Source organism: Myxococcus eversor (assembly GCF_010894455.1).
In the GTDB taxonomy this organism is placed as follows: Bacteria; Myxococcota; Myxococcia; order Myxococcales; family Myxococcaceae; genus Myxococcus; species Myxococcus eversor.
This window is the reverse complement of record NZ_JAAIXY010000005.1, coordinates 177,886-203,751: the sequence shown is the minus strand read 5'-3', so window position 1 is coordinate 203,751 and position 25,866 is coordinate 177,886. Positions and strand designations below refer to the sequence as shown.

21 protein-coding genes and 1 pseudogene are annotated in these 25,866 nt (G+C 67.8%); 6 read left to right on the top strand and 16 right to left on the bottom strand.

The features are described 5' to 3' along the window. Positions 1-106: 106 nt before the first annotated feature. Complete coding sequence (locus tag G4D83_RS12330) at positions 107-2,212, bottom strand: hypothetical protein (RefSeq protein ID WP_163864770.1); 2,106 nt, start codon at positions 2,210-2,212, stop codon at positions 107-109. 551 nt (positions 2,213-2,763) lie between these two features. After that, a complete protein-coding gene (locus G4D83_RS12325; RefSeq protein ID WP_240356294.1) occupies positions 2,764-3,525 on the bottom strand; it encodes an alpha/beta fold hydrolase in 762 nt (253 codons plus the stop codon). A 386-nt stretch (positions 3,526-3,911) separates the two neighbouring features. On the opposite strand from G4D83_RS12325, the gene G4D83_RS12320 reads away from it, so the two are divergent. Then, positions 3,912-4,631: a hypothetical protein gene (locus tag G4D83_RS12320; protein ID WP_163864913.1), complete on the top strand. Its 720-nt coding sequence runs from the start codon at positions 3,912-3,914 to the stop codon at positions 4,629-4,631. 64 nt (positions 4,632-4,695) lie between these two features. On the opposite strand, the gene G4D83_RS12315 is transcribed toward G4D83_RS12320, so the two are convergent. Then, positions 4,696-5,445: an SDR family NAD(P)-dependent oxidoreductase gene (locus G4D83_RS12315; RefSeq protein ID WP_163864912.1), complete on the bottom strand. Its 750-nt coding sequence runs from the start codon at positions 5,443-5,445 to the stop codon at positions 4,696-4,698. A 205-nt stretch (positions 5,446-5,650) separates the two neighbouring features. Between G4D83_RS12315 and G4D83_RS12310 the strand changes: the two genes are divergently transcribed. The 4 genes and pseudogenes from G4D83_RS12310 (at position 5,651) to G4D83_RS12295 (ending at position 9,549) form a co-directional block, all read left to right on the top strand. Beyond that, positions 5,651-6,235, top strand: a complete 585-nt coding sequence (locus G4D83_RS12310; RefSeq protein WP_163864911.1) for a TetR/AcrR family transcriptional regulator — start codon at positions 5,651-5,653, stop codon at positions 6,233-6,235. Positions 6,236-6,539: 304 nt separating this feature from the next. After that, positions 6,540-7,091 (top strand): annotated as a pseudogene (locus G4D83_RS12305) (DUF418 domain-containing protein); the annotation flags it as partial. 332 nt (positions 7,092-7,423) lie between these two features. Next, positions 7,424-8,212: a hypothetical protein gene (locus G4D83_RS12300; RefSeq protein ID WP_163864910.1), complete on the top strand. Its 789-nt coding sequence runs from the start codon at positions 7,424-7,426 to the stop codon at positions 8,210-8,212. A 236-nt stretch (positions 8,213-8,448) separates the two neighbouring features. Beyond that, positions 8,449-9,549, top strand: coding sequence for an alkene reductase (locus G4D83_RS12295; RefSeq protein ID WP_163864909.1), 1,101 nt, complete (start codon positions 8,449-8,451; stop codon positions 9,547-9,549). Positions 9,550-9,620: 71 nt separating this feature from the next. Here G4D83_RS12295 and G4D83_RS12290 read toward each other — a convergent pair whose 3' ends face one another. Together G4D83_RS12290 and G4D83_RS12285 are read right to left on the bottom strand one after the other, a co-directional pair. Continuing rightward, complete coding sequence (locus tag G4D83_RS12290) at positions 9,621-10,028, bottom strand: nuclear transport factor 2 family protein (protein WP_163864908.1); 408 nt, start codon at positions 10,026-10,028, stop codon at positions 9,621-9,623. A gap of 325 nt (positions 10,029-10,353) precedes the next feature. Next, positions 10,354-10,764, bottom strand: a complete 411-nt coding sequence (locus tag G4D83_RS12285; protein ID WP_163864907.1) for a hypothetical protein — start codon at positions 10,762-10,764, stop codon at positions 10,354-10,356. A 640-nt stretch (positions 10,765-11,404) separates the two neighbouring features. Between G4D83_RS12285 and G4D83_RS12280 the strand changes: the two genes are divergently transcribed. After that, positions 11,405-13,498: a PQQ-dependent sugar dehydrogenase gene (locus G4D83_RS12280; RefSeq protein ID WP_163864906.1), complete on the top strand. Its 2,094-nt coding sequence runs from the start codon at positions 11,405-11,407 to the stop codon at positions 13,496-13,498. An 81-nt stretch (positions 13,499-13,579) separates the two neighbouring features. On the opposite strand, the gene G4D83_RS12275 is transcribed toward G4D83_RS12280, so the two are convergent. The 11 genes from G4D83_RS12275 to G4D83_RS12225 all read right to left on the bottom strand — a co-directional run bounded on the left by G4D83_RS12275 (position 13,580) and on the right by G4D83_RS12225 (position 25,829). Beyond that, entirely contained in the window at positions 13,580-14,602 is a 1,023-nt protein-coding gene (locus G4D83_RS12275; RefSeq protein ID WP_163864905.1) for a hypothetical protein, read from the bottom strand. Between the two features lie 258 nt (positions 14,603-14,860). Beyond that, the gene (locus G4D83_RS12270) at positions 14,861-16,282 is read right to left on the bottom strand and encodes a hypothetical protein (protein ID WP_163864904.1); all 1,422 of its coding nucleotides are present in this window, start codon (positions 16,280-16,282) and stop codon (positions 14,861-14,863) included. An 81-nt stretch (positions 16,283-16,363) separates the two neighbouring features. Next, complete coding sequence (locus tag G4D83_RS12265) at positions 16,364-18,841, bottom strand: carboxypeptidase-like regulatory domain-containing protein (protein WP_163864903.1); 2,478 nt, start codon at positions 18,839-18,841, stop codon at positions 16,364-16,366. A 45-nt stretch (positions 18,842-18,886) separates the two neighbouring features. After that, the gene (locus tag G4D83_RS12260; RefSeq protein ID WP_163864902.1) at positions 18,887-19,747 is read right to left on the bottom strand and encodes an EamA family transporter; all 861 of its coding nucleotides are present in this window, start codon (positions 19,745-19,747) and stop codon (positions 18,887-18,889) included. A 318-nt stretch (positions 19,748-20,065) separates the two neighbouring features. Next, on the bottom strand, positions 20,066-20,248 hold the full coding sequence (locus tag G4D83_RS12255) for a hypothetical protein (RefSeq protein ID WP_163864901.1): 183 nt from the start codon (positions 20,246-20,248) through the stop codon (positions 20,066-20,068). A 68-nt stretch (positions 20,249-20,316) separates the two neighbouring features. Then, entirely contained in the window at positions 20,317-21,690 is a 1,374-nt protein-coding gene (locus G4D83_RS12250; protein WP_163864900.1) for a hypothetical protein, read from the bottom strand. 245 nt (positions 21,691-21,935) lie between these two features. Beyond that, positions 21,936-22,544, bottom strand: coding sequence for a hypothetical protein (locus G4D83_RS12245; protein ID WP_163864899.1), 609 nt, complete (start codon positions 22,542-22,544; stop codon positions 21,936-21,938). Beyond that, positions 22,541-23,008, bottom strand: coding sequence for an SDR family oxidoreductase (locus G4D83_RS12240; protein ID WP_240356292.1), 468 nt, complete (start codon positions 23,006-23,008; stop codon positions 22,541-22,543). The genes G4D83_RS12245 and G4D83_RS12240 overlap by 4 nt, the downstream gene beginning before the upstream one ends. A 228-nt stretch (positions 23,009-23,236) precedes the next feature. Then, positions 23,237-24,370: a hypothetical protein gene (locus tag G4D83_RS12235; protein ID WP_240356291.1), complete on the bottom strand. Its 1,134-nt coding sequence runs from the start codon at positions 24,368-24,370 to the stop codon at positions 23,237-23,239. A 191-nt stretch (positions 24,371-24,561) separates the two neighbouring features. After that, positions 24,562-25,467: an MBL fold metallo-hydrolase gene (locus tag G4D83_RS12230; RefSeq protein WP_163864898.1), complete on the bottom strand. Its 906-nt coding sequence runs from the start codon at positions 25,465-25,467 to the stop codon at positions 24,562-24,564. After that, positions 25,464-25,829: a cupin domain-containing protein gene (locus tag G4D83_RS12225; protein WP_163864897.1), complete on the bottom strand. Its 366-nt coding sequence runs from the start codon at positions 25,827-25,829 to the stop codon at positions 25,464-25,466. Before G4D83_RS12225 ends, G4D83_RS12230 begins: the two co-directional genes overlap by 4 nt. Positions 25,830-25,866: the final 37 nt, after the last annotated feature.

The window sequence follows — 25,866 nt, the reverse complement described above, 5'->3', positions numbered from 1 at the left end:
ACGCCGCTGATGCTTGCCGGATGGCGACAGACTCCCTGCTCTCTCACCGGGCCGACATGTCTCGAGGCCCGTTGGTCCTACCCTTGCAACTCGCGCGGGCGTCGCGTCACTTCACCTCGACGCCCGGCATCTGCCCCAGGCCCAGGTCAATCCACCCCGGCATGTTGTAGCTGGCCGTCGTGCCGTCCGTCCTCGTGGCGAGCGGGTTCTGGTCCACGTGGCCCGCGGCGCCCAGGCTGCTGAAGAGCGCCGTGGGCATCGACTCCGGCGTGGCCTCCATCAACGTCATCGTGGTGACGGGCACATCGGGCAGGTAGTCGTGCGTCGCGTCGAAGTCGCGATACGCGGTGAGCCAGGCCTCGTGGCTGTAGCCCGGGTCTGCCGGCGTCATCGCCAGCGTGGCGAAGGGCTCCCCCTCGGCCTTGAGCTTCTGGCGCTGGGCCGCGAGCGCGGCCGGGTCACTGGAGTCCGCGAAGAAGCCCACCACCATGTCCTGGGCCTGCCGGGCGGCGACGTTCTGGACGTTCGCCAGTCCCTCCGCGCCCGTCACGGTGATGGTGGTGAACTCGGTGCCGCCGTACTGGAGGATGTCCATGCTCATCCCCTCGAACTTCCGCGAGCCGTCGGGGTTGAGGGAGAACTGGATTTCGAACGCGTTGTCGGTGCCCGCCACCCTGCCCTCGGCCGTCACCGTCGTCTGGCCGTTCACCGTCGTCACCGTCTCCGTCAGGCGCTCGTCCCAGAACTGGTGCTCGAAGCCGACGAACTTCGTCAGGTTCAACTCCGCGCTGAGCGAGCCCTCCTGGGACCAGGTCTGCTGCGTGCGCACGTCCAGGACGCCCGGGCCCGTCTGCGTGGGGAGCGTGCCCTCGCGGACGAAGGTCTCGTAGGCCGTGCGGCCCTCGGGCGTGCCCAGGTCGAACTCCACGCTCGCGGAGTTGCCCTGCGTGTAGCTGTGCTCGGAGCCGATGCCGCCGCCCACCTTGTGTCCCTTGATGCTCAACTCCAGGCCCAGCTCCAGCTTCGACGTGAGCGTCTCCTCCGGGCCCACCGTCACGCGCACCGTGGTGTCTCCCGTGCGCTCCACCGCCACCGACTGCGTCTGCTCCTTGCCGTTCTCCCCGCTGAGCTTCAGGGGCCCGATGGACAGCCCGTTCGACGTCGTCACGAAGTCGGAGGCATCCACGACCAGCTTGCCGCCCGGCGGCAGCGCCAGCGGGTCGCTCAGCGTGGGCACCTGGAAGCCGCCGGGGTTCATGATGAGCTCGCCGATTTCTCCCTCGGTGAGCGCGAGTTCGAAGCTGACCGACTTCTTGCTTCCGGACTCCGCGCCCACCTCCACACCGAACGGGCCCACTTCGCCGGCCTCGACTCCCGCGCCGCCCTTGAGTCCGCCGGTGGCCTCGAACGTGACGGTGATGAGGTGGCGACCGTCCGCGGTGGGCTCCGTGGGATTCCAGCTCAGCTTGACCTCCGTCTCCGCGTAGGCGCCGCCGCTGATGGTGCCCTTCAGCTCGCCCTTCTTCTTCTCCCCCTCCAAGGGCTTGAACTCGGCCTTGATGCCCACCTTGATGGTGCCGTCGGTCGAGATGCCGATGGACGGCGACAGGTCCACCAGCTCCTTCGGCTTCTCGGGCTCCGCCGCGCCCCCCGTCGTCGCCGCCGCGTCATCCGCCACCGAGCGGCTCGCGGCGCCCGTCAGGCCGAAGCCGTGGATGAGCGCCTCGCGCGCGGGGCCCGGAGGCACGGACAGGATGCGCGCGAGCTGCGCGTCCGGCACCGCCACGGGCTGTCCATAGGCCGCATGCGTCGCCTTCCACTCGGAGAGATTCGCATACGTCTTTCCGGGCTCGTTCGGGTCGACGATTCCGCCGCCCGGCTTGCGCACCAGCGCGTGGCCCACGCTGTCGCGCGAGTCGCCGAGCAGCAGCACCTGGTCCCCTGGCTTCGACAGGCTGTTGGCCTTCTCCAGGCAGTTCGCCTTGCCGTCCCCCAACACCTCCGTGCGCAGCGTGCTCGCGGGACTCGCGCCGCCGGACAGGTCCATCGTGGGACGCCGCCCCGACTGGAAGCTGCTGCGCGCCGAGTGGCCCGCCGGCTCCTGCTTGGGCGCGGGAGGCGGCGGAGGCGGCGGCGGAGGGGGCGCGGCGGCGACCTTCGGCTGGGGCACGGCGAAGGGCGTCGGGGTGTCGGCGCGGCGAATCGGGGCCATGGACTCTCACTCTTCGGAGGCAGCCTGCGGTCGCGGGTAAAAAACCAATCGACCAATTTGTTTAGCGGATTCTCCGCCCGTCCGGGTGAAAGTTGCTGCCAGTGGCCAATTTTCCGCCAGGGGCGGATGCCCTCGCCGTGTCCCGCTCCTTCCAGTGCGTCTCCCCCTGCTGTCACTGGGAACGGGCTGCGGCGGCTCGGAGCCAGTGGGCGCCCCGGAGGCAAGGCGCCCAGACGTGGAGCCTGAATCCCTCCGACACGGGGTGCTCAAGGGCGGCGTCAACGACTCCGACCACCAGTCCGCCACGCGCGTGGGCCTGCTCGCGAGCCAGGACGACCTGGCACGCTTCGACGAGTTCAGGGTCTACACGCAGGGGACGCGCGTGACGCCACGCCGCAGCCGTTCCGCTCCAGTTCGGTGTGGAACCCGCCCATCGGCCAGGGCGCGACGTACGCGGCCACGCCCAATGGCCCCGGCGCGCGCCGCGTGCCCATGGTGCCGGAGCTGGCGCCGCTGCCCTGACCTGAGCGAGGTGAGGCGGCAGTGCCGGCTCAGGGATGGTGCCGGCACTGCCCGAGGAAGCGGACGATCTCCGTGTGGAACCACTTCGCCGAGTCGAGCATCAGCCAGTGACTCGCGTGGGGCGCCACGGAGCGGGACAGGTCGGGACGCTGGCCCACCAGCGTCTCCGGGCCGGTGGAGGCCACCAGCGCGTGCGTGGGGCCCTTGAACTGCTCGAAGGCCGCGTCCGGGTCATGGACGAGCAATGACTCCAGATTTCCCGCGATGGCCTCGCGACGCGAGGTGCGCATCGTCTTCATCACCAGCACGCGCGTGGAATCCTTCGCGGCGAGGAGCTGGGGCGTGAGCCAGTGCTCGTGGAAGACGCCGTACTTCGCGGCGCTGAAGTTGTCGAGCCAGGCCTCCGCCTCGGCCTTCGGCATGCGGCGCAGGTCTCCCGGCGCTTCGACATACAGGAGGCCCGCCAGGCGCTCGGGGTAGTACGCGGCGAAGGCGCCGGCCACCGCGGCTCCGAAGCCATGCCCCACCAGGACGAACTTCTCGGGAGTCAGCGCATCGGCGACCGCGACGATGTCCTCCACCGCCGCCTCCACGCCGAAGGGGCCACGAGAGCCGCTGCTCTCACCCAGCCCCCGAAGGTCGAAGGCCACGCTGCGCGTCGCGAGGCCCGCTTGCGTCTCGGCCCAGTGCGTCCGGTCCGCGGCGACATCGTGCAGCAAGAGGGTGGGGATGCCACCGTCGCCCTCGACGGTCGCCATCAGCCGACCCGCCGGGCCATCGACAGACACCATCCTGGCTTCCTTGTGCTTCATAGGCTTGCTCCCGGCCCCTGGTACGGGCACTGCCCGTCCACCCACCGCGCCATCCGTGGCGCCGGGGCCCTCATCCACCGAGTCTGCCCTACTTCCCTCCCGGCCGCCCGACGTGTGGCCGCCAGAGGCCTGCACTTGTCCGCCATTGCATTTCCAGTGGGGGCAAGGAGACGGCAAGAGCAGCCTGTGACACGGCAGGACTTGCCGGCCGTCTTTGTCCTCGAGTGCCCCTGATTCCTCGCACTCCCCCTGGAGCCCGCGCGGCACGGCCGTTGCTCAAGGCATGGGAGCACGCCGACGGCGCGCGATTGAACCCAACCCCACCACTGGAGCAGCGCCAGGAGCGTTGCTCGGGAGAAGTCCCAATGAAGCGTTTCGTCCCTGGAGTCATGATGATGGTCCTCGCCGCGGGCTGCGGCACCGAGGGCGCCGACACCGCCGCCGCGGAGAAGGCGCAGACGCCCGCGTCGGTGCTGGCGCGCGTGGAGCGCGACAACGGCAACGTGGTCGAGTTCCTGGAGCTGGCGGACGGTGAAGTCATGGTCATGGAGGCCGGCATCTACCCGAACCCTCCGGCGGCCATCGACGGCGTGGGCCCCGCGGCGGCGTGGAGCAAGCTGACCGGCCGCGGCGACGTGCCCCAGGCGCTCGGCATCGCCCAGCAGCGCTATGAGCTGATGCGCACGTCCCCCGCCCCTCGCGACGCCGAGGGTGCGTCCGAGCGCGGTGAGTCCATCGTGAAGGACGGCCTGGCCTCCGGCAACACGAGCGCCGCGGCCTACGGTCCGTGCGACATCACCTGGTTCCAGGACAACTTCTGCAACGCGGCCTACGACTGGAAGATGTGCCTCACCAACTGGGGCGGTGGCGCCTACGCGCAGCGCGGCAACGTGGACTACCACAAGACCGCCGTGTGCCCGACCTCCGGCAACGTGACGCTCAACATCCAGAACCAGGTCATCCGCAACGTCGGCGCGGGCGGCTACCTCTGGTACTACCGCAGCGGCACCAACTTCGACTACCGCGCGGACGTGGATGACGCGTCCGGTGACACGTTCCACTTCGCGGTCAACCTGAACTACTGAGGTCTGTTCCTCCTGGCCTCGCGGCTCCGGGCAGGTCCCGGCCGCGAGGCTGGCTGGGATTCTGTCAGATCTGCGCGATGCCTCCATCGACGAACAGCTCGACGCCGTTGACGAAGCTGCTCTCATCCGAGGCGAGGAAGGACACGACCTGGGCGACCTCATCCGGGCGCCCCAGGCGACCCAGCGGGATTCCGCTGGCCATCTCCTCCAGCAACTTCGCGCTCTGCTCGGGCCCTGGCGCCAGTCCGCTGAGCCCCGGCGTGTTGATGGGCCCGGGGCTGATGGCGTTGACGCGCAGCTTGCGGCCCTTCAAGTCGAGCACCCAGTTGCGCGCGAACGAGCGCACGGCCGCCTTCGTCGCGCTGTACACGCTGAAGGCGGGCGTTCCCGTCGACGACGTGGTGGACGCGTTGAGGATGATGGAGCCGCCCTCGCGCAAGAGCGGCAGCGCCTTCTGCACGGTGAACAAGAGCCCCTTCACGTTGGAGTTGAAGGTCTTGTCGAAGTGCTCCTCGGTGATTGAGCCCAGCGGCGCGAACTCCCCTCCGCCCGCGTTGGCGAAGACGATGTCCAGGTGGCCCTTCTCGCGCTTCACCGTGTCGTAGAGGCGGTCCAGGTCTTCGAGCTTCGCCACGTCCCCCCGCACGCCCGTCACGTTCTTGCCGATCTGCTTCACCGCCGCGTCGAGCTCTCCCTGACGACGCCCCGTGATGAACACGTGCGCCCCCTCGTTGGCCAGTCGCTGCGCCGCGGCGAGGCCAATGCCCGAGGTACCGCCCGTGACGACCGCGACTTTTCCAGAGTGCTTGCTCATGACCCGTCTCCACTTCGTTCAAAAGAGCTGCTGGGAAGGAATCCCGTCGTCCACGGGCCCGACAGGCCGCCCGCTGCTTGCGGAGACCCTTGCCTGCCGGCCATAATAATGACGACCATCATTGAATCGAGACGATGAGTAATGAGCGACATCCAACGCGTCAAGCGGACCCGCCGTGGACCCGCGGGGCTGGGAGGAGTGGAAGATGCGACTCACGAAGGAACAGGCGGCCGAGAACCGGCGGCACATCCTGGAGACCGCCGGGAGGCTCTTTCGTGAGCGAGGCTTTGACGGGGTGGGCGTCGCGGATTTGATGAAGGAGGCGGGGTTCACCCACGGCGGCTTCTACAACCACTTCGACTCCAAGGAGGCCCTGGCGGCGGAGGTCATCGCGGGAGCACTCGGGAGCGCCAACGCCGCGCTCGCCGAGGAGCTGCGGCAGTCGCGGGCCAGGGCCTGGAAGCGCTTCATCGAGCACTACCTGTCGCTCGAACACCGGGATGACCCGGCAAGCGGGTGCACCGTCGCCGCGCTGGCGGCGGATGCGTCACGGCAGGGCGCGGAGGTGAAGGCGAGCTTCACGGGCGGGCTCGAGGAGGTGCTCGGCATCATCACGGACCACCTGGCGGAGACGACGCCCGACGTGTCCTCCGCCGCGCGACGCGAGCAGGCCGTCAGACTCTGGAGCGAGGTGGTGGGCGCGGTGGTGCTCGCGCGCGCCGTCGCCGAGTCGAACCCCCGGCTCTCCAAGGAGATCCTCGACACGAGCCGTCGCAAGTTGCTCGGCTGAGGAATATGGGCGGGCGGGCTCAGGTTGCCCACGGTTTCTCCTGGCATGACGCCCTCCCCTTCCGAGGTCTCCACCCCCAGCGCCGAAGCCCGTCCCGTGGAGTCCAGCGAGCGACTGGCGCTGCTCGACACACTGCGTGGGTTTGCCCTGTGCGGCGTGTTCATCTCCAATGTGATGGTGTGGTTCAGCGGCTGGGCGTTCCTGCCGCGAGAGCAGGTCCTCGCGAAGCTGAACGACGCGTCGCTCGTCGACATCGCCACCTGGCAGGCGTTCTCCCTGTTGGTGGCCGGGAAGTTGCCGCCTGTTCCACGACGTGCCCCGACACCTGCGGCTGTTCCGCCAGCTCCTCGGGTGGGGGCTGGTGGCCGGGGTGATTGGCAGCGGCAGCGGCCTGGTGCTGCAGCAGCTCATGCTGAAGAAGGTCTTCACCCCAGAGACGCTGCCGACGTGGGTGCCCTTCGTCACCGCGCCGCTGCGGAACCTGGGCGAGCTGGGCTTCGCGGCCGTCTACGTGTCTGGCATCACCCTCCTCTTCCAGCGAGCCACCTGGCAGCGCTTCCTCGGTCTGCTCGCGCCGGTGGGACGCATGGCGCTGACGAACTACCTGTCACAGTCAGTCATCAGCGCGCTGTTCTTCTACGGGTACGGCTTGGGCTTCATAACGAAACTGGGCCCCGCGGCGTGCGTGGCCTACTGCCTGACGGTCTTCTCCGTCCAGGTGGTGTGGAGCCACCTGTGGTTGTCGCGGTTCCGCTTCGGCCCCGCGGAGTGGGTGTGGCGGTCACTGACGTATGGGAAGGCCCAACCGATGCGCCGTGATGACGCCTCAAGCCAGCGCACGACGGCGTCGGCGTAGCGCCCGCCTGTGACGACAAGTGAGCCCGCTCAGAAGTACGGGGTGTACATCTCGGAGCGCTTCCAGAAGGTGGCGCTGTAGGTATACGGCTCATCCGCGAAGAGGCACGCGTTTTCCAGGGACGCACCTGCGTTTGCCTGAAACGCAAACCGCACAGCCCTCCTCTCGCGACTGAGCGAGCCCGGACCTTCGAGCTCTCGGACGGCCCCGCCATCCCCCGCGTGCGGCCTGCTGGCCGCGCAATTGCAGGCTCGTAGCCTCGCCATGAGCCGCGGGGAGGGGCTGCGCTCGTCAGGCCCATCTCGCCCTCAGAACCCGGAACAAGCCAACCCATGTTGACCGGCCCGACCTACGGGGATTTGCTCTCGCAGAACGCCAATGCGTATCACCCCATGCGGCAGCGAGAGCACAACGGTGGGAACCTGTGCTTCGCCTTTGCCTGTCGATGGGCAAGGGAGATCCTGTCGGCGGATATCTGGATGAAATGGTCCCTCAAGCAGACCTCCGCTCAACGAATCGGCAAGATCCTCCTCGACCTCCCAGAAGTGACGAAACAGCATCGGGACTACCAGAACCAACTGGACTCCGATGCACACAACGTCAGGCAACTTCAGTTCTCGAGACACTCCGCGCAGCTGAATCGACGCATCGACTCCGAGGAGTTCGAACCTGGAAAAGACCCGGACAGCCTGAAGATCAATGCCATCACCAGGGGCCGGTTCTTCGACAATGGCGCATGGCTGACCCCCACCGAATCCAAGCTCGCCCTCGCGTTCAATCTTCACCTTGCCGGGGTCGGACACTGGGATTTGACACCCAACTCCCTCCCCGGCCTGGTCACCTCCTTCACGGACATCTTGTCCCGGGTCGCCAAGCAGACGGCCTACCTCCTCTTCTTCGCGGAGATGAACACGACCCGGGCGCACGCCGTCGGCATCTACCGGTCCCATGGAATGGCCTGGCAGGACTGGTATGTCTTCGACCCGAACCACGGCGAATTCAAGTACAACTCCTACACATACGGCCACGCGGCGCTGCTCGCCATCGCCACTCAACTGGGAATGGACTCCGTCCGCCTGATGCAGGTGTCGCCGCACACCTCGAAGGTGTTGGAGGTCTGAAGCACCGCGGGCGGGCGCGGACGATGAAGGGCACGTCGACGTCTTTGGAGCCCACTGCAAGCCAGTTGCCACCGCACCCCTCGGGTCCACGCAGGCTGGCGGGCACGGAGCCCCTCGGCCCTCCGACTCGCCCTCGCGGGCCCGGGTCGCGACGAATCCCAGCACACTGGTCTGGTGGCGTGGAGGGCGGCTCGTTACGGTGGGCCGCCTCTCCCCCTCGGACTCACGACACGCACATGCCTACCCTCTTCGACCCGACCACCGCGGGTGACCTGCGCCTCGCCAATCGCATCGTGATGGCGCCGCTGACGCGCAACCGCTCCCCCAACGCCATCCCCCCGGACATCGCCGCCACCTACTACGCCCAGCGCGCCTCCGCCGGGCTGCTCATCAGCGAGGCCACCGCCATCAGCCCCCAGGCACAGGGCTACGCCGACGTGCCCGGGCTGTATGCTCCCGAGCAGCTCGCCGCGTGGAAGAAGGTCACGAGCGCCGTGCACGAGGCCGGTGGCCGCATCGTCACCCAGCTCTGGCATGTCGGGCGCGTGTCCCACACGGAGCTGCAGCCGGGCAACGGGGCGCCCGTCGCACCGTCGGCCATCGTCGCCAAGACCCGGACCGTGCTGTTCAGGGACGGAGTCCCCACGTTCGAGCCCACCTCCGTTCCTCGCGCGCTGGAGGCGGCGGAGCTCCCCGGCATCATTCGCGACTACGCCCGTGCCGCTCGCGACGCGGTGGAGGTCGCGGGCTTCAATGGGGTCGAGATTCATGGCGCCAATGGCTACCTGCTCGACCAGTTCCTCAAGACGGGCTCCAACCAGCGCACGGACGACTACGGCGGAAGCCTCAAGAACCGGGCGCGCCTGCTGCTGGAAGTCACGCGCGCGGTGATTGACGCCGTGGGCGCCGGGCGCACGGGCATCCGCCTGTCCCCCGTCACCAACGCCAACGACGCGTTCGACTCCGACCCGCAGCCGCTCTTCGAGTACGTCGTGAGGGAGCTGGCGAAGCTCGGTCTCGCCTTCATCCATGTCATCGAGGGCGCCACCGGGGGGCCGCGTGAGCTGGAGGACCGCCCGTTCAACTACGCCGCGATGAAGAAGGCGTACCGCGACGCGGGCGGCAAGGGCGCGTGGATGGTCAACAACGGCTACGACGGAGAGCTCGCGCGCAAGGCCGTCGAGGCGGGAGAGGACCTGGTCTCCTTCGGCCGGCTGTACATCTCCAACCCGGACCTCGTGCGCCGGTTGCGTGAGAACGCGCCCCTGACCCCGCTCGACAAGAAGACGCTCTACGGCGGTGGCGCCAAGGGCTACATCGACTACCCCACCCTCTGACCCGAGCAGCACACCGGAAGGACCCCGCGCGGAAGCGACCTTCGCGCGGGGACTGTCCGGCAGGGCCAGCGCTATGAGGTCGCCGCCGCGCCCTGCTGGAGCTGACGGGCGTACTCGTTCGAGTCGTAGCTCCCCGTCGCTTCGATGACGCGCCCGTCGTCTCCGAGCGTCCACGCCTCGAAGCCAGAGATTCGGACGGGCCTCCCGGTGCCGCCAGGCCCCGTGTTCGTGCCGGTGAGGGTCCAGTGGAACTCGACCGTCTCTTCCTTCACGATGACGTCATCCATGAACACCTGGATGTCGGGAAACGCGTCCATGAACGATCGCGCCGCCTTCGTTATCTCCGTGCGCGCCCCACCATTGATGGCAATCACCCCGCCGGGTACATAGTGGGCGGCGACTCTCGTTGGATCGCCGCTGCACCACGCCTCCGCGTACCTGCGAGCAAACTCCCGCACCCGATCTTTATCAGACGTCATCCATGCCCTCCCACGTGGAACGTGCCTCGTCGTGAGAGCCTATTGCTCGGGGCACAAGCCAGACAGCGTCCGCATGCGAGAGCGTTCAAGAGTCTTCGTTGAGCAGCGCCCGCAAGCGCTGTCGCGGTGCGGGCCGCCGTGGGAAACGGAAGGCCTCTCGGGCGGGAATCCCTCGACGGCCGGGTTGGAGATCCGCGCCACGCGTCTCTGTCAGCCCACGAGCGCCGGGGCCGCGCGAACAGATGACTGTCCGCGCGGCCCGCGTTGTACCGAGGCCGTCCGTCACCGGCGGCCCTGGATGGAGGTCAGCAGAGCCTCGTAGGGCCTACGGGTCCTCGTTGGGGACGGTGCACGTCCAGACGTTGCTGGTGGTGCACTGGCAGTTGCCGAAGGGCTCGTCCCCGATGCAGCACTTGCGCCGGGAGCCCGGGGGCGAGCAGCCGGTGCCCAGGACGTTCACACAGGCCTGGCTCGACCAGCTACAGTCGATGGCAGGCGGGGGCGTGGTGGGGCAGTATTGATAGACGCCGTCACACTGGACGTAGCTGTTGTTGGACGCCGAGCACGAGTTGCCCCAACAGGAGAGCGACGGGCCCGTCGAGCACTCCGTGGAACATGAAACGAGGGCGCTCGAATCCTGACCGAGCGACTCGGGCGCCTCGACGGGCGCCGTACCGCCACAGGCCACCAGGGTCGAGACGACAAGTGCCGCGAAGACACCAAGAAATTGCTTCATGACGGGCTTCTCCTTCGACAGGGATTACTGGTTGCAGCAGACGCCGTGGCCACCGCGCCAAGGGTTCGAGAAGGCGGAGTGAAAGCAGGGCCCCACGTATTCGACGCCGCCCAGGCTCGCGCAGAACTGCTCTCCCTGAGACCGGGCCATATCGCAGGCATCTTGTTGAGAGACGTAGGACAATGCGTCGAAAACCTGGCACGTCTGCAGGCCGTTCTCCGCCTGGGAGAGCTCCTGCTCTCGCGGGTCCATCGGTCCGCACGCCACGAGCCCTGCTGCCGCCAGCGCGAAAGACGCCGCACCCTTCAACGAAATCATCGGGCCACCCTCTGGATTTCGCCTCCATCCGTTGGAGGCGGGTTGGAGAGGAATTGAAACACGCCACGTCCCAGAGACGCCATGGCATTGCGAATGCCTTCATATTGCCATATGCCCCCGCCATATATTTATGGCGAAACCGCCCCCCTGCTCACCGAAGCAGATCCGCTCCTGACGAAAAGGTGCGAGCTGGCTGCGGGGGGCCGAGCTCTCGCGGGCTCCTGCTGATTGGGTTTCAACATCCGTGGGTGTCGGCGCGGAAAGTTCACTTGAGCTGAATCCGGAATACCAGGAAGGAGACGGAACACCCAGGAGCGTGTCAATGCACCTTCGTCACCTGCCCTTCGCAGCTCGCCGCACAGCCCTCGCCCTCGTCTTCGTCACCGCCGCTGCCTGCGGGGAGAAGGCGGAGAGCGACTCTGAACTCTCCACGCAGACCGCAGCGGTCACGGCGGGCACCCGGCTCATCGGCGTGCAGTCCGGCCGCTGCCTCGACGTGTCCCAGAACAGCCAGACATCGGGGCAAGGGCTCAACATCTACGACTGCCACGCGCAGGCGAACCAGCGGTTCCTGTTCACGCCCGAGGGCGAGCTGCGCGTGTTCGACGGCGCCTGGTGCGTCCAGCCTGCTACCGCCAGCGCGGGAGGCCGAGCCGTCATCAGCGCCTGCACCGGCGCGGCGAACCAGCGGTGGGTCCGCAACTCCAACGGCACGGTGGTCCATACGGCGACCTCGCTGTGTCTGGATGTGTCCGGTCAGGCCACGGCCAACAGCTCTCCGGTGGCGGTCTGGAATTGCAACGGCCAGACGAACCAGCAGTGGTCGCTGCCGCCCGACACCCAGCCTCCCACCGTGCCCACGGGACTCGTCCTGTCCAACGTGACGTGCGACTCGGCCACGCTCACGTGGTCGCCCTCCACGGACAACCAGGGGGTCGCCTTCTATGACATCTACCACGACGGTCAGCACATGAAGGCCGTCTCCGGCGCCGTGGTGTCCACCGGTCTGACGGTGGTCCCCGGGGCGACGTGGGGCCTGTATGTCAATGCGCGGGATGCCGCAGGCAACGTCTCGCAGGGCAGCGCCACGCTCACCATCACCCCTCCGCCGTGCCAGGTGGACACCCAGGCCCCCAGCATTCCGACGGGCGTCACCGCCACCGCCCTGGGCACCAGCGTGACGGTGAGTTGGAGCGCGTCGACCGACAACGTGGGCGTGAGCGCCTACGACGTGTTCCGAGGGGGCGTGAAGATTGGAACGGTGTCCGGCGCTCCGCCGGGGACGACGTTCGTCGACAGCGGCCTCTCCCCGAACACGGCCTACGCGTACACCGTGGTGGCCCGTGACGCGCAGGCCAATGCTTCGGCCCAGAGTTCGGCCGCCACGGTCACCACCGGACAGGCCTGCGCGAACGACGTCTGCTCCGTCGCCCAGGTCGCCACCGACACGGACATCCCGTGGGGCCTGCTGAACCTGCCGGACGGGACGGTCCTCTACGGCCGCAGGGACGCGCAGAACATCGTTCGCCTGGACCCGGCGACGGGCCAGAAGACGTCGGCGGGAACCGTCCCCAACGTGCAGAGCACCGACGGCGAGGGCGGGCTGATGGGACTGGCCTTGTCTCCCACCTTCTCCACCGACCGCTGGCTGTACGTGATGCACACCTCTCCCACGGACAACCGCATCGTGCGCCTCAAGTACGAGAACGGCGCCCTCACCCTCTCCTCGCTCCAGGTGCTGCTCTCTGGCATTGGCCGCAACAAGTTCCACAACGGCGGGCGCCTGCGCTTCGGACCGGATGGGAAGCTCTACGCGTCGACGGGTGATGCCCAGAATGGCGCCTATGCCCAGGACCTCAACAACCTGGCTGGCAAGGTGCTGCGCCTCAATGCGGACGGCACCATCCCGTCCGACAACCCGTTCGGCAACTACGTGTGGAGCTATGGCCACCGCAATCCCCAGGGGCTGGCGTTCGATTCCCAGGGCCGCCTGTGGGAGCAGGAGTTCGGCAACTCGGTGATGGACGAGACGAACCTCATCCAGCGGGGTGGGAACTACGGCTGGCCGAACTGTGAAGGCACGGTGTCCCAGGGCGGCTCGGGCTGCGCGACGGCCGGGTACATCGCTCCGAAGCGGACCTACTCCACGGCGGAAGGCTCCTGCTCCGGCATCGCGGTGGTCCGCGACGTCCTCTACGTGGCCTGCGCCCGTGGCACGCGGCTCTACCGCGAGGTCATCAGCGGCACCGAGCTGACCAACGTGCAGCAGTACTTCGTCGGCACCTACGGCCGGCTGCGCACCGTCGAGCCGACCCTCGATGGCAACCTGTGGATGACCACCACCAACCAGGGCGACAAGGACAGCATCCCCGACAACAGCAACGAGCGGATCTTCCGCGTCGTGCTCGGGCAGTAGCGAGCGTTCGATGCCCCCGGTGCCCAGGAGGCGCCGGGGGCATGGGCCGGAAGGAGTCGCCCGGCTCCGGGGCACTCGCGGCTACTTCTGGTGGATGCGGATGAAGTTGAGCTTGTTGTTGGCGGAGCCTGGCGCGCTGCGAACAGTGAGCCGGCCGTCCGACACCGCCACCACGCCCCAGCCATTGGTGAAGCCGTACCCCGTCGGCACACCACTCAGCAGCACCGAGTCCTCCACCTGGATGCGGTACGAGCCGTTCTTCGTGCTCGGGTCTCCCGCCATGAGCTCCACCTCATAGACGCCGTTGGGCACGGCAATCTCCCAGACGCGGTCGCCTCCCTGCTGCATGCGCGCGTGACGCTGCGCGAGGATGTCGATGTCGTAGCCCGCGTCCACCATGTTGGCCGTGTTGTCCACGTTCCATCCATAGATGAAGCCGTAGGCCCGACTCCCGTACACCTGGCCGTAGTCGGTGAGCATCGCGTAGATCTCCACCGGCGAGGCAGAGGCCGGCTGGAAGTTGATGTCCACCCCGAACTTCCGCTTCACCTCCACGAAGGCCAGCTTGTTGTTCACCGCGGCGCTGTCATTGCGAATCGTCAGCCGGCCGTCATTCACGTCGACGGTCGTCACCGCCTCGACGAAGCGGTTGTCGGTGGTGGGCGTGCCCTTCAACACGTGGCCGTAGTACTCGACGCTGAAGATGTAGTCGCTGTCGAAGAAGCTCGCGTCTCCCGCCACCAGCCGCACCTGGTAGTAGCCGTTGGGAACGGCCAGCTCCCAGGTGAAGTTGCCGCCATTCTGCGTGCGGATGACGGTGTCGTAGGCCTGGGACGGCGTGTTCGCGTCATCGCGGTCTCGCGTGTTGGCCGTGTTGTCCGCGCTCCATCCATACGTGTGGCCATTGCCCCGACTCCCGAACACCTGCCCCGAGTCCGCGACGAAACCCGCCGGCACCGCCACGTTGGCGGGCTGGAAGTTCACCCGCAGCTCGAAGGGCGCGAAGGGAGAGAAAGGCACGGTCTGCGCCACGGCCGGCGCGCCGACCCACGTCAGGGCGCCCAGGGTCACCAGGCGCAACGTCTTCGAGAACAGTGTCTTCATGATGTGACCTCGGGGTGTGGGGACCGCGCCATGGCGGACCGCATGAGAGGCCCACCGCTAACATGTCCCTCCCGCCTCATCGCAAGCCACACATCCACCACGCGCTACCCGTGCACGGCCCCGCGCAATTCTGCCGCGAGAACGGACGGCCGTTGAACACCGCGCACACTCTTGCAGCCGGGGTGCACCGCCCCCTGGAAGCTCGAGTGGCCCGTGCCATTGCATTGCCAGACACGGGCCCTCACTCATGCAACCAGGTTACATCGACACGGCCAATCCCGGCGGGCAGGAGAACGAGGCTGGCACGGACCAGAGCTGTTGCAGGCCGGTCTCATCGATGGCGGGGAAGAACACGCGACTGCCCGCGCGGACGAAGGGATCTGGATCAAGTCCAAGCACCACCGGGACGTTGACGTTCGCGAGCCGTCCGGTCGTCGCCACCGTGCCACGGGTGAACCAGGGCCTGTTGCGCGTACCGTCGGGTGAGCCGGTGAAGAAGACGTCGCCCGCACCGGTGGCGAAGACGGGGGAGTAGGAGTCGTCACTGCGATGAAGCGAGCGGAACAGTTCGCGCGTCCCCGACGCCGTTCCATTCGTCACCCAGAGCCTCACGTCGTCAGGCACGGGACTCGAGCCCTCGAGCGCCACCGAGAAGTAGAGGGAGCCGCCGGAGGCCACCGCCCGCAGGACCGAGGGGCGCTGGTTCGCGTTGTCGCGCGACAGCGTGGTGACAAACGTCCTGCCACCGCCGCTCAGCGACAGGCTGTAGAGCTGCGCGCCCCTGGCCAGGTATACCTTCGAGCCCAGTCCGCCAATGAGGCGGACGGACTGACCGAACGTGTCCAACCGGAGGGTGCCCACGGCCGTGCCATTCGTCTTCCACACCTCGTGGTTCATGCCATCCCGCAGGACGAACAAGCCCTGGTCCCCTGCCCGGCCCACCTGCGCGATGCTCACCGCTCCCGCGTCCAACTGCTTGAGGAACGTGGTCCCCGCCACCGTGCCGTCGGTGCGCCACAGCGTCATGCCCCCGCCTTGAGCGCGGAAGAAGAGCAGGCCGTTGCCCACCTGCAATGTGTTTTTGAAGTAGAGGTCGAGGACACCGGTGAGACTCGCCACCTGCACCGTGCCCGCGCTCGTCCCGTCCGAGCTCCACAGCTCCGCCACCGACGGGGACAGGTGGAAGAAGACCAGCCGACCATTGATGGCGGTGGCGCTGAGCAGCGCGGGGCCATTGAAGCCCGGGGTGAAGGCCCTGACGAGCCGGGTTCCACTGGCGCTCCCGTCGCTGACCCAGAGCTGCGCCATCCCGGTGGGTGAGTCATGAAGTTGGAAGAAGAGCTTGTTGCCCACCGCCACCGCGTCTCCCTCCGCGGAGACTCCCGCTGGAAACACCTTCACCTGGACGGTGCCCGCATCCGTGCCGTTACTGCGCCACAACACCGCGCCCCCCGTCCCCACGGGGGTGACGGTGAAATAGAGCGTCCCCTCGACATCGACGAGGCCGCTCAGTCCTGTATAGGGATTAGCCCCCGGGGCATTGACGACCTTCGTCCGCGACGCCACCCCGGCAGGGCAGGCCTGGGCCTTCACCTCCTCACCGGCGTCCTCATGCAAGGCACCACAACCCGCCAACACCATGCCCAGCAACAACAGGGCACTCTGATTCGTGACATGCATGTCCGCACCTCCAGCCCAAGGGGCCGGAAGGTGGGGTGCGAGGCATTGCGTCTCAAGGGGCCCCCAGGGGCACCTCGGCCGTCAGTGGATGATTCTCGTGATGGGCACCCAGACAGGCTGGATGTCGCGCGTCAGGACGCCCACCTCGGGAACCACCAGCACTTCGGAATGCACCACGTAGGGGGGGCGTCCCTCGGGATTCCTGCCCACGAGCAGGTACGTGTAGCGGCCCCCGGGGAGAGCGTCGTACACGACCTCGGGAGAAGCCAGGGGCGCCGGGCAGGGAACCCCCAGGTCACGTCCGAGCCCCTCCACCCTCCCGTAGCTGCGCACCTGGGGCACCGTCCCTGGAATGAGCACCGCCAGGTCGAGGGCGATGTTCTCCGGGGCAATGCCCGTGAAGCGAGGCATGCGCAGTCGCAGCGTGGCGCGCCCCTCCTTCTCCTGGAACTGAAGCACCCGCCGCTCGTCGGGCGCGAGCGTCACCCTGCGCGGGACGTATCGACTGGAGTGGGTCTCCGACCAGGGGTTCCCCAGCAAGTCGTACTGGGTGGTGACCTTGATGGCGTACTCCCCGGGCTCGAGCCCTCCCACCTCGAAGGCTCCCTCCTTGACCCGAAGGAGGCCCGTGGAGTGACGCTCCTGCTCGCCCATGGGCATGACTCGCAGCACCCCGTTCGCGGGCCGCCCGTCGCGGTCCTTCACGGTGCCCTCCAGCCGAGCCCCCGACGAGAGCCGCAGCTCCAGCGGCGCGTCACCCGAGCCCAGCTGTTGTTGAACAGGCAGGTAGCTGGAGTGGGCGACGTCCAGGGACAGCGGGCCCGACTCCACCGGCTCGAGTTCAAAGACACCCGACGCGTCCGTCTGGGCGCTCGCCAGTTCGGGGACCCCTCCCCCTTCCGACCCGGCCACCCGTGCGGGCCGCGTGAGTCGGACGGTGACTCGTGCCTTCGCGATGGGAGCGGAGGTCGTCGCGTCCACCACCCGTCCGCGCACGCGCCGCCCCGCCTCGAGGACGAGGTCGCCCAGGTCCACATCCTGGCCAGGCTCCACCTGGACCTCGCGGACCGTGCGCGTGAGTCCCGGGGCGTCGAGCGTCAACCACATCACGCCTGGCTCCTGGATGGGGAGCCGGAAGGCGCCATCCTCGTCTTGAAAGGACGTGTCATTGACGGTGAAGCGGGTGATGGGCGTGCCGTCCGGACGCCTCAGCCTTCCACGAAGGCCGCCCTGATAGCGCAGCACCAGCCGCACGTCCGTCGCGCCCGCGGTGACGACTTTCTCCCTCGGGGCTCCCTCCTCGCCCGTGTCTCCCCGCAGCACGTATCCCGGCTTCTCGACGCTCACGAGGCTCTTGCCGGGCAGCAGGTGGGCGACGGTGAAGCGGCCCGAGGCATCCGTGCTCGCGACCGACTCATCGACGCGGATGCCGCGCTCCTGCTTCTCCAACGCGGCGTAGGTGTCCCGCTGGGAGAGGGCCTTCACCTCGGCATCGGGCAGGGGCTGCCCTGCCTCATCCACGACGATGCCGGACACCGTCAGCCCGGTGTCCATCCGCAAGGTCACCGTCGAGGGCTCTCCGGGCCGCACCTCGACGACCTGCGAGGCGCGATGAGGGCCCCCGATGTCGAAGGCCGCCGTGAGCGTGTATCGACCGGGCTCCACGGTGCGAAAGCCGAAGCGGCCCTGCTCATCACTCGTATCGCTGGGGGAGTCGGTCTGCGTTCCGTCCGCCTTCAGGGAGAGGTCCACTTCCCAGAGCGGCTCACCGCTGGCGCTCACCACGGTGCCTGTCACCTGCCCACCCGCGCGCAGCACCAGTCGAAGTCCCTGGGCCGGCGCCTCCACCTCCACACGAGTGGTGACGAAGCCCTCAGCGGAGGCGACCAGGGAATGGGGCCCTCCCTTGGGCAGCTTGAGCACGAAGAGCCCTGACTCGTCCGTCTCCGTTTCGAACCGGGCCAACTCGTAGGTCCCCAGCCGGTGGAGGGTCCCCCCAGCCTGCTCCATGGCGAGCGACTCGGCGGAAGGTTGCGACGTGTCTTCCACCTGCCAGGGCGGAGTCATCGCCGCCACCCATGCCGCCTCCAGCGGCTCGCCCGCATCGTCGACGACGATGCCCTCCAGGAGGACGGCCGGCGCGAGCGTGAAGTCCAGCGCCACGCCCTCGCGCGGCACCTCGTGGGCCTGGGACAGGATATCCAGGTAGCCGACGGCGGACACCGAGAAGACGCGAGTGCCCGGCGCCGTCGTCTCGAGCACGAAGCTCCCATCCGCCTGGGTGACGGCGTGTTCGGAGGTGCCGTCTTCCTCCAGGGGCTCCAGCCGCACCTCCGCGCTCGCGACGGGCTGGCCTGTCGAATCGCGCACCCGGCCTGTCACCCGGGTGACGGAGGCCTGCTCCGCGTCGAGCGGCACCGCCAGCGACTTCCGCGCCGGAGACTCGCGAACCGCGGGCGCGGCCCGCTCGGCGACAGGAGTCCCGAAGAAGAGGAGCGCCCCGGCGAGGCCCAAGGCAAGCACGCCCAGGGTGATTGCCACCACGGATGGTCCGCGCATGAGCCCCTCCCTGGAGGTCATGTTAGCAGGGCCGGGGCGCGGACTTCACTTCGACGAGAGGGCACTGCCCGCCGACGCCAGGACGATGAAGCCAATGGCCAGGCCCTGCATCAGCGAGAGCCGCTCGCCCAGGAACAGCAGCCCCGCGAGCGCCCCGAGCGCGGGCTCCAGACTCATCAGGATGCCGAAGGTCCTCGTGGGTATCTGCTTGAGCGCCACCATCTCCAGTGAATAGGGCAGCGCGCTCGACAGCACGGCGATGCCCAGCACGAAGGGCAGCAGCGAGGCGTCCAGCAACGCGGTGCCCGCCTTCGCCACGCCAAAGGGAGCGACGAGCAGGGCCGCGGTGAGCATTCCCAGCGACGTCGCCGTCCCTCCGTGCACGGCCGCGCCCGCCTTCTGGCCGAACAGGATGTACAGCGCCCAGCAGAGGCCCGCCACCAGCGCCCAACCCACGCCCACCCAGTCGAGCGCCTCCGCCGTCCCCGCGAGCGGGAGGATCATCACGACGCCCGCCACGGCCAACGCCGCCCAGATGAAGTCGACGGCCTTCCGCGTCGAAAGGAGCGCCACCGCGAGCGGGCCGGTGAACTCGATGGCGACGGCGATGCCCAGGGGAATCCGCTCCAGCGCCAGGTAGAAGGTGAGGTTCATCACCCCGAGCGCGGCGCCATAGATGAGGATGGGGCGCGCCTCCGCGAGGGTGAGGCGCTTGCGCCAGGGGCGCCAGACGACCAGCAGAATCAGGCTGGCGAACAAGAGCCGGAGCGCCGTCGTCCCCTGTGCACCGACGACAGGAAACAGCCGCTTGGCCAGCGAGGCACCCACCTGGATGGAGCTCATCCCGAGCAGCACCATGAGCACAGGGCTGGTGCGCGGACGGGTCAACCCTCCGAGTCGAGACATGCCGCCCACTGTCGCACAGGCGCGCTGGGGCAGGTCATCGAGAACGTCCGCTGGAGGTGGAGCGGGGCTCCAGAGTCGCGCGGCCCGTCCGCTCGCAGCGGGTGCGGCCAGGCGCGCGCGCTCTGGATGGCCGACCGGGCTACTTCTTCTTGTCGGCCTTCTCCTTCTTCTTCTTCTGCTTCTCCTTCGTCGACAGCTTCGGCTTGTTGTCCTTCTTCGCCTTCTCTTGACCCTTGGGCACGGTATTGCTCCTTACGTTCGACTACGGCGAGCCGCATCCTATCGCAGTTCCGGCCCGTAGCGCCTTCAACCTGCCCCTCACTCCTCGACGCAGGTGGGCGACAGCGGACCCTTGGTGCAGGTGACCTTCACGAACCGCCCATTCACGCGCGGCCCGGAGACGGTGATGGCCTGGATGCCGGGCTCGGTCGCCGTCGCCACGGGCCAGCGCGCGCTGAACTGGGGCCGCTCTCCCGAGTCATCGACGAGCCGTGCCGCCACCGCATGCACCGGTCCCCTGTTGACGTCATAGGGGTGACGGAGGGCGCGACGGGGCGCGCGCCCTCCCGCTACTGGTAGAGGCGGACCTCACACACGTGGGAGTAGTAGCTCACACCGGTAAACGTCCCGGACGTGTAGAACCGCACGTGTTTGGCAATCAGCCCACCACCCGGGCGCTGGCTGTAATCCGCGACGAGCGTCTGGTTGGGCGCATAAGTCATCGACCCGCTGTCATTCATGCTCCAGGTGGTCCCGTTCAGGCTGATGCCCATGTACCAGGTCCGAGGGTTCCACAACCCGAAGTCGACCTCCATCCGCTTGATGAGGTACTCGCGCTCCATGTTGATGTACACCGACTGCTCGTTCCCGTTGCTGGACCACCAGCATGAGCCCTTGTTCCTGTCTGTGACGGTGTAAGCCGCAATGGCATTGATGGTGGCATTGCCCGAAGTCACCCGAATTTGATTGGAGACGGGGATGGCCGTGGAGACGCCCTGGTAGCTGGAGTCGTGGCGGTCCACGACCTTCAGCAGCACCGTCGAGCCACCCAGGCCCGCCGTGTCGAAGGTCCACGTCCGCGACGTATAGCCCCAGCCCTCCTCTCCGACCTTGTTCCACGTCAGGCCGTTGTCCCGCGACAGGTAGTAATCAACGAACTGTGGCTCCGGGTGCGCCCAGTGGACGCTGATGTCATCCCCATCCAGGACGGGCGTGAAGGAGGTGGAGGCCGACACATCAATGACGTCCGTGACGGTCAGCGTCGCCGTATTGGAGACCACGGTCTGCTGGTAGGGGTCCACGACCCGCCAGTGGGTGACTCGCGGCTGGCTGCGGTGGTCGATGGGATAGAGGAAGGTATTGGTGATGGTCGCGACGGTCTGCCACGTGTTGGGGGCCTGCGCTGTCGCCCGCTGGAGGAGCAAGCTGTCGCCTCCGCCGCTGATGGCCAGGAACGGGTATTGGGAGCCACGGCTGACCACCGGAGACTCAAAGTGGATGGTCGGCTTGCTGACGGGGTTGGTGACCCAGATGGGCGCCATGATGACCTCCGCTTGCCACCATTCCTGCCGAAGCGTGACGACGTAGATGGACTCGTAGGGCGTCAGCGAGAAGACCTCCTTCAGGTCGATGAGCTGGTCGTCGTCATATGGAATCGACTTGATGGGTTCCGACTGGAAGGGGCTCCAGACCTGGAGCTCCAGCCAGTGGTTGCCGCCGCCGGTGCCATCCTTGGTCGTCCCCCACACGGTGAAGTCGAGCCGCCGCTCACTGGGGCCGAGCGCGAACTCGGACCCCATGGGACGGCCATTGGCCATGAAGAAGCCGGAGGCTGGCGGCAGGGCCGTGCGGAACACCGAGCGGTTGCGCAGCGCGGTCAGGAAGTTCTCATAGTTCCACGGCGTGCCTGGAGGTAGGACGACACCCGCTCGTCCCTGGGCCACGTCGAAACCATGGGTCTTCTCACGGGGTACACCGGGCTCGTCGATTGGAGACCAATGCGGCGGCCAGCAGCATGCCGCCGCCAAGACGTCTGTTTCGAGCCATGTGAACCATTTCCTCGGGAGGGACTGGGCCAGGGGCGACACATCCAAGGTGCGGCGCCTGGAGTCTCTACGGAGGAAGAGGCCATTCCTGGTCGTTGCGGGACGGCCGGAGGACCGCATGGCCTTGGCCGAGGTCTTTCGCCTCACTGCATCCAGCGCGCCTGAATCCGGCCGTTGGCCACTTCGACGCCCATCCAGGCGTCCGCGAAGGCGGCGGAGCAGTCGCACCGCACTTCCTTCAGGTGCTCCCGAATCAACTGGAGCTTGAAGCCGCGCGGCGTCTTCAAGATGGCGATGACGCGCTCCTTCGACTGCCCGAGCCGCGACTTCACGTCGAGCACCTTCCCCGTCGCCGCGTCGATGAGCGCCACGCCCACCCATTCGTATCCGGGGCGGTCGTCCTGGGTGAAGAACGCCAGCGCGCGGTGGGCATCCACCGCGAAGACGGAGACGCCACCGGAGTCCTTTGCTCCGGCGAGCCGGCAAACGGACTTCCCGTCCGCGGCATTGAAGATGGGGCCGTACCAGGCCTTCTCCATCGGCAGCTCGGCCTTCCCTCTGGAGGTCTCCACGAAGGCCCTCATGTCGTCCTCGATGCACTCGCCGGAGGCCGAGTCGAAGACCAGCGAGAACACGTGCGCTCCGACCTGGCACTCCAACCGGAAGTCACAGTCGGCGACCGCCGGCTCGGCGGCCTCCACCGTGAGTGCACCGCAGCACAACATCAGCGACATCCAACCACCGCGCGTCATCGAGACCTCCGTGAAGGCCCCCGAGGAGCCGCTCGGTGGACAGCGTCATGGACCGCGTCGCGGAGGGCAATGGTGAAGAAGCCCCACAGCCCCTCGAGCGGGATGTGGGTGAGCGTCTCCTCCGACAGGAGACTGGCGATGACCCGGCCGACGTCGTCAGGCTCGCCGACGCGGCCCAGCGCGGTCTGCGCCGCCAGCACGGCCTCGAACTCGGCGGTGAGCCCGCCACCCAGCTCCGTGCGTATCGCTCCGGGCGACACCGCGTTGACGCGGATGCGCCGCGCGCCGAACTCCCTGGCCAGGTACCGCGTCAGCACTTCCATGCCGCCCTTGAACGCCGCGTACGGCGCCACACCCGTGGTGGCGATGCGCGTCGTCGCGCTCGTCAGGTTCACGATGCCCGCACCCTCGGCGAGCAGCGGGAGCAACACCTGTGTCAGGGAGAAAGGGCCCTTCAGGTGCACGTTGCGGTGGGGGGCGATACGGCGAGCTGTCTATCGTGGAGTCCCCCGATGGCCCCCACTTCGAGGTGACGCTCCCGCCGTGGCTCGCCTCGCGGCGGGAGCTCTCGAGCTTCAGGCCGCTTCGACCAGGAGTTCTTCATCCTGATGGTGCGGCGACCTCAAGTCGGTGAGCGGCCTCTCGCCGCCCACCTGCCTCGGGCTGAGGGCCTCGCCACGGGCCCTCCGGCATCAGGGACAGAGCAGTTCGACGGACTTGATGCGCGTCACGCCATCGACATTCGGGTCGTTGGTCTGGTCACCGATGGCGATGTTCCCGTTCGTCGTGAAGTTGTTCCGCGTGAGCTTCGCGACACCGTCGATGCTCACCGTGGCCACCTTCGCCGCATCCACCGAGAGCTCGTAGACGTGGTACGCGCCATCAACCACCGAGAACGCGGCGGACTGCGTGTCATCCGCCCAGCCGATCGCCGCGCTGTCGAGGTAGATCATCTGCGCACGGTCCACGGAGTTGCCGACCGTCGGCGTGAAGCTCCCCAGGATGGCGGCGCCGCTGTCGAGCTGGTTGTGGCGGCTCGCCGACTCGACCTGCATCGTGACCTGGAGCTTGAAGGGTTTCGTTCCATCGATTGCATTCGCCTTGGAGAGGAGCAACTGCCCGCTCGTCCTCGCGCCAGTGTTCGTCGACGTCTCCAGGCGAACGTAGTCCGCGCCGTACGTGAGCGAGTAAGGCGACTGGGGGACCACCGTCCAACCTTGCGCCGTGATGTCGGCACCGCCGACCAGCAGGGGAATGCTCCCGCGCGCCGACCACTGCGTCGTCGACGTCGCCGGCAAGCACGCCTGGCAGGGGTTCGCCGGATTCGGCTCGCCTTCGGCGTGGAGGACACCGTCGATGAAGCACTTCGGGCCACACACGCCCGCCGAGCAGACCTGTCCCGAAGCGCACTGCGTTCCATCCGCGCGTTGCGTCCACGTGGTCGCGGAGGTCTCCGGGACGCACTGCTCACATGCGTTCGCCGCGTTCACCGCCCCGGAGTCGACCTGCTGGCCGTCAATCTGACAGCGCGAGACGCAGACGCCTGCTTCACAGGACTGGCCACTCGCACAGGCATTGTCGCAACCACCACAGTGCACCGGGTCGACCTCGGTATTCACACAGGCGCCGCCGCACCGCGCGGCACCGCCGCCGTCGCACTGCTCCGGCACGGACGCGTCGGGGGGATCGACAGGGCCAGGAGGAGAGTCCTTGCCACAAGCAACGACAAAGCCGAGCACCACGAGACAGGAGAGCGCAACAGAACGAACGGACACCATGGAAGCCGCCACCTTGCGAATCCACACGCCCGCGTGACGTGTGCTCATGAAGCTTGGAGCGCACGCTCGCGGGTGAGGCAAGGCCTTTTCCAGGGAGCGGTCGTCGAGCAGACAGGAGCGGGCGTCGAAACGACAAGGCAAGCTCACGAGCGCGGCCGTGAAAGCCATTCTCGGTGTCCCGACGCGCTCCCAGTGGACGAAACCAGAACCTGGAGTACGTGACGCAGCCCGGTGAGGAATCAGGTCCGAGCCTGCCAGGTCAGCCACTCACCTGGACGCGCCAGCTCCACGTTCACCTTCCGTTTCCGCGCCATCGCCAGGAGCAGCGCCTCCGCGCCAGGAACCTCCTGGTAGTCCTCGGAGGGCGCGACGCCGTAGTGGATGGGCACGAGGAGTCGCGCGCCCAGCACCACGGCCGCGGCGACCGCCTGCTCCGGTGTCAGGACGCCCTGCACGTCACTGACGGGCTTGCGCCAGCCGAAGCGCGCCCCGTTGATGGGCAGGAAGGCCGCATCGAACGGACCGAACTGACGGCCGATGTGCCACCAGGAGCCGTGCCACAACGTGTCGCCGCAGTGGATGACGCGGCGGCCTCCGCCAGAGACGACCCACGACACCTGAGGATCTCCATAACCGTCCGCCGCGGGAACGGCGGTGGCGGTGAAGTCATTGAGGAGGATGGGCTCGTAGAGCGGAGCGGACCGCACGCGGAAGCCCGACGCGGCGGCGGCGGCGGCCATGTCCGGGGGGCACACCAGCGTGCCGGTGTCCCCCAGCGCCTGGCGGACGGCCATCCGGTCGAAGTGGTCGGGATGGCGGTGCGTCACCAGCACGAAGCGCCCACCGTCACTCACGTCCATCGGGACCAGTGGATCCTTCAGCGCGGCCCCCCACACCGTGGAGTCACTCAGCGGATCCAGGAAGAGCGTGTCCTGTCCCAGCCGCAGCCGCACGCCGGCCCACGCCAGCCGCTGGGCGCGCAGCACCGCGCTGTCCGCGGGCTTCGTCGCGCCGCCCTTGCCAGGAGAAAACAGGACCGCGCCCGCGGAGAGGGAGACCGCCGCTCGCAGGAAGTCCCGGCGCCCCGTCCGTGACGGCCGAGCCAGCGCGTGCCCGCGCTCGAGGTTCGAAGAGTCCCGGCTCATCGAACCACCGGGGAGGCCACGAGGTTGATACCGAAGAGACGCACGCCCGTCTCCGTCCTCGGCTGATGCTGGCTCGCCGGAGGGAAGAACAGGTAGGTGCCCGGCCCCAGGCGCTGCTCACCTTCGATGAGCTCACCGCTCACGACCAAGACCTCCTCACCCGTGTCGTGGACGTCCACGCTTGGCCACTGACTCCCGGGGGCCATGTCCACCACCCAGACCCTCACGTCACGAGTGCTCGGCAGGTCCCTTCGCAGGCAGCCAGGACCGATGACGACCGGCTCGACGTCGTCGATTCGCACGGACGACATCGGGGGTACGACGGGGTGCTGCGTCCTCGGGAAGCTGTCTGGGTGGGGCATCCGTCCGCGCTCCTTGCAGTGGGATGTCCACGTTAAG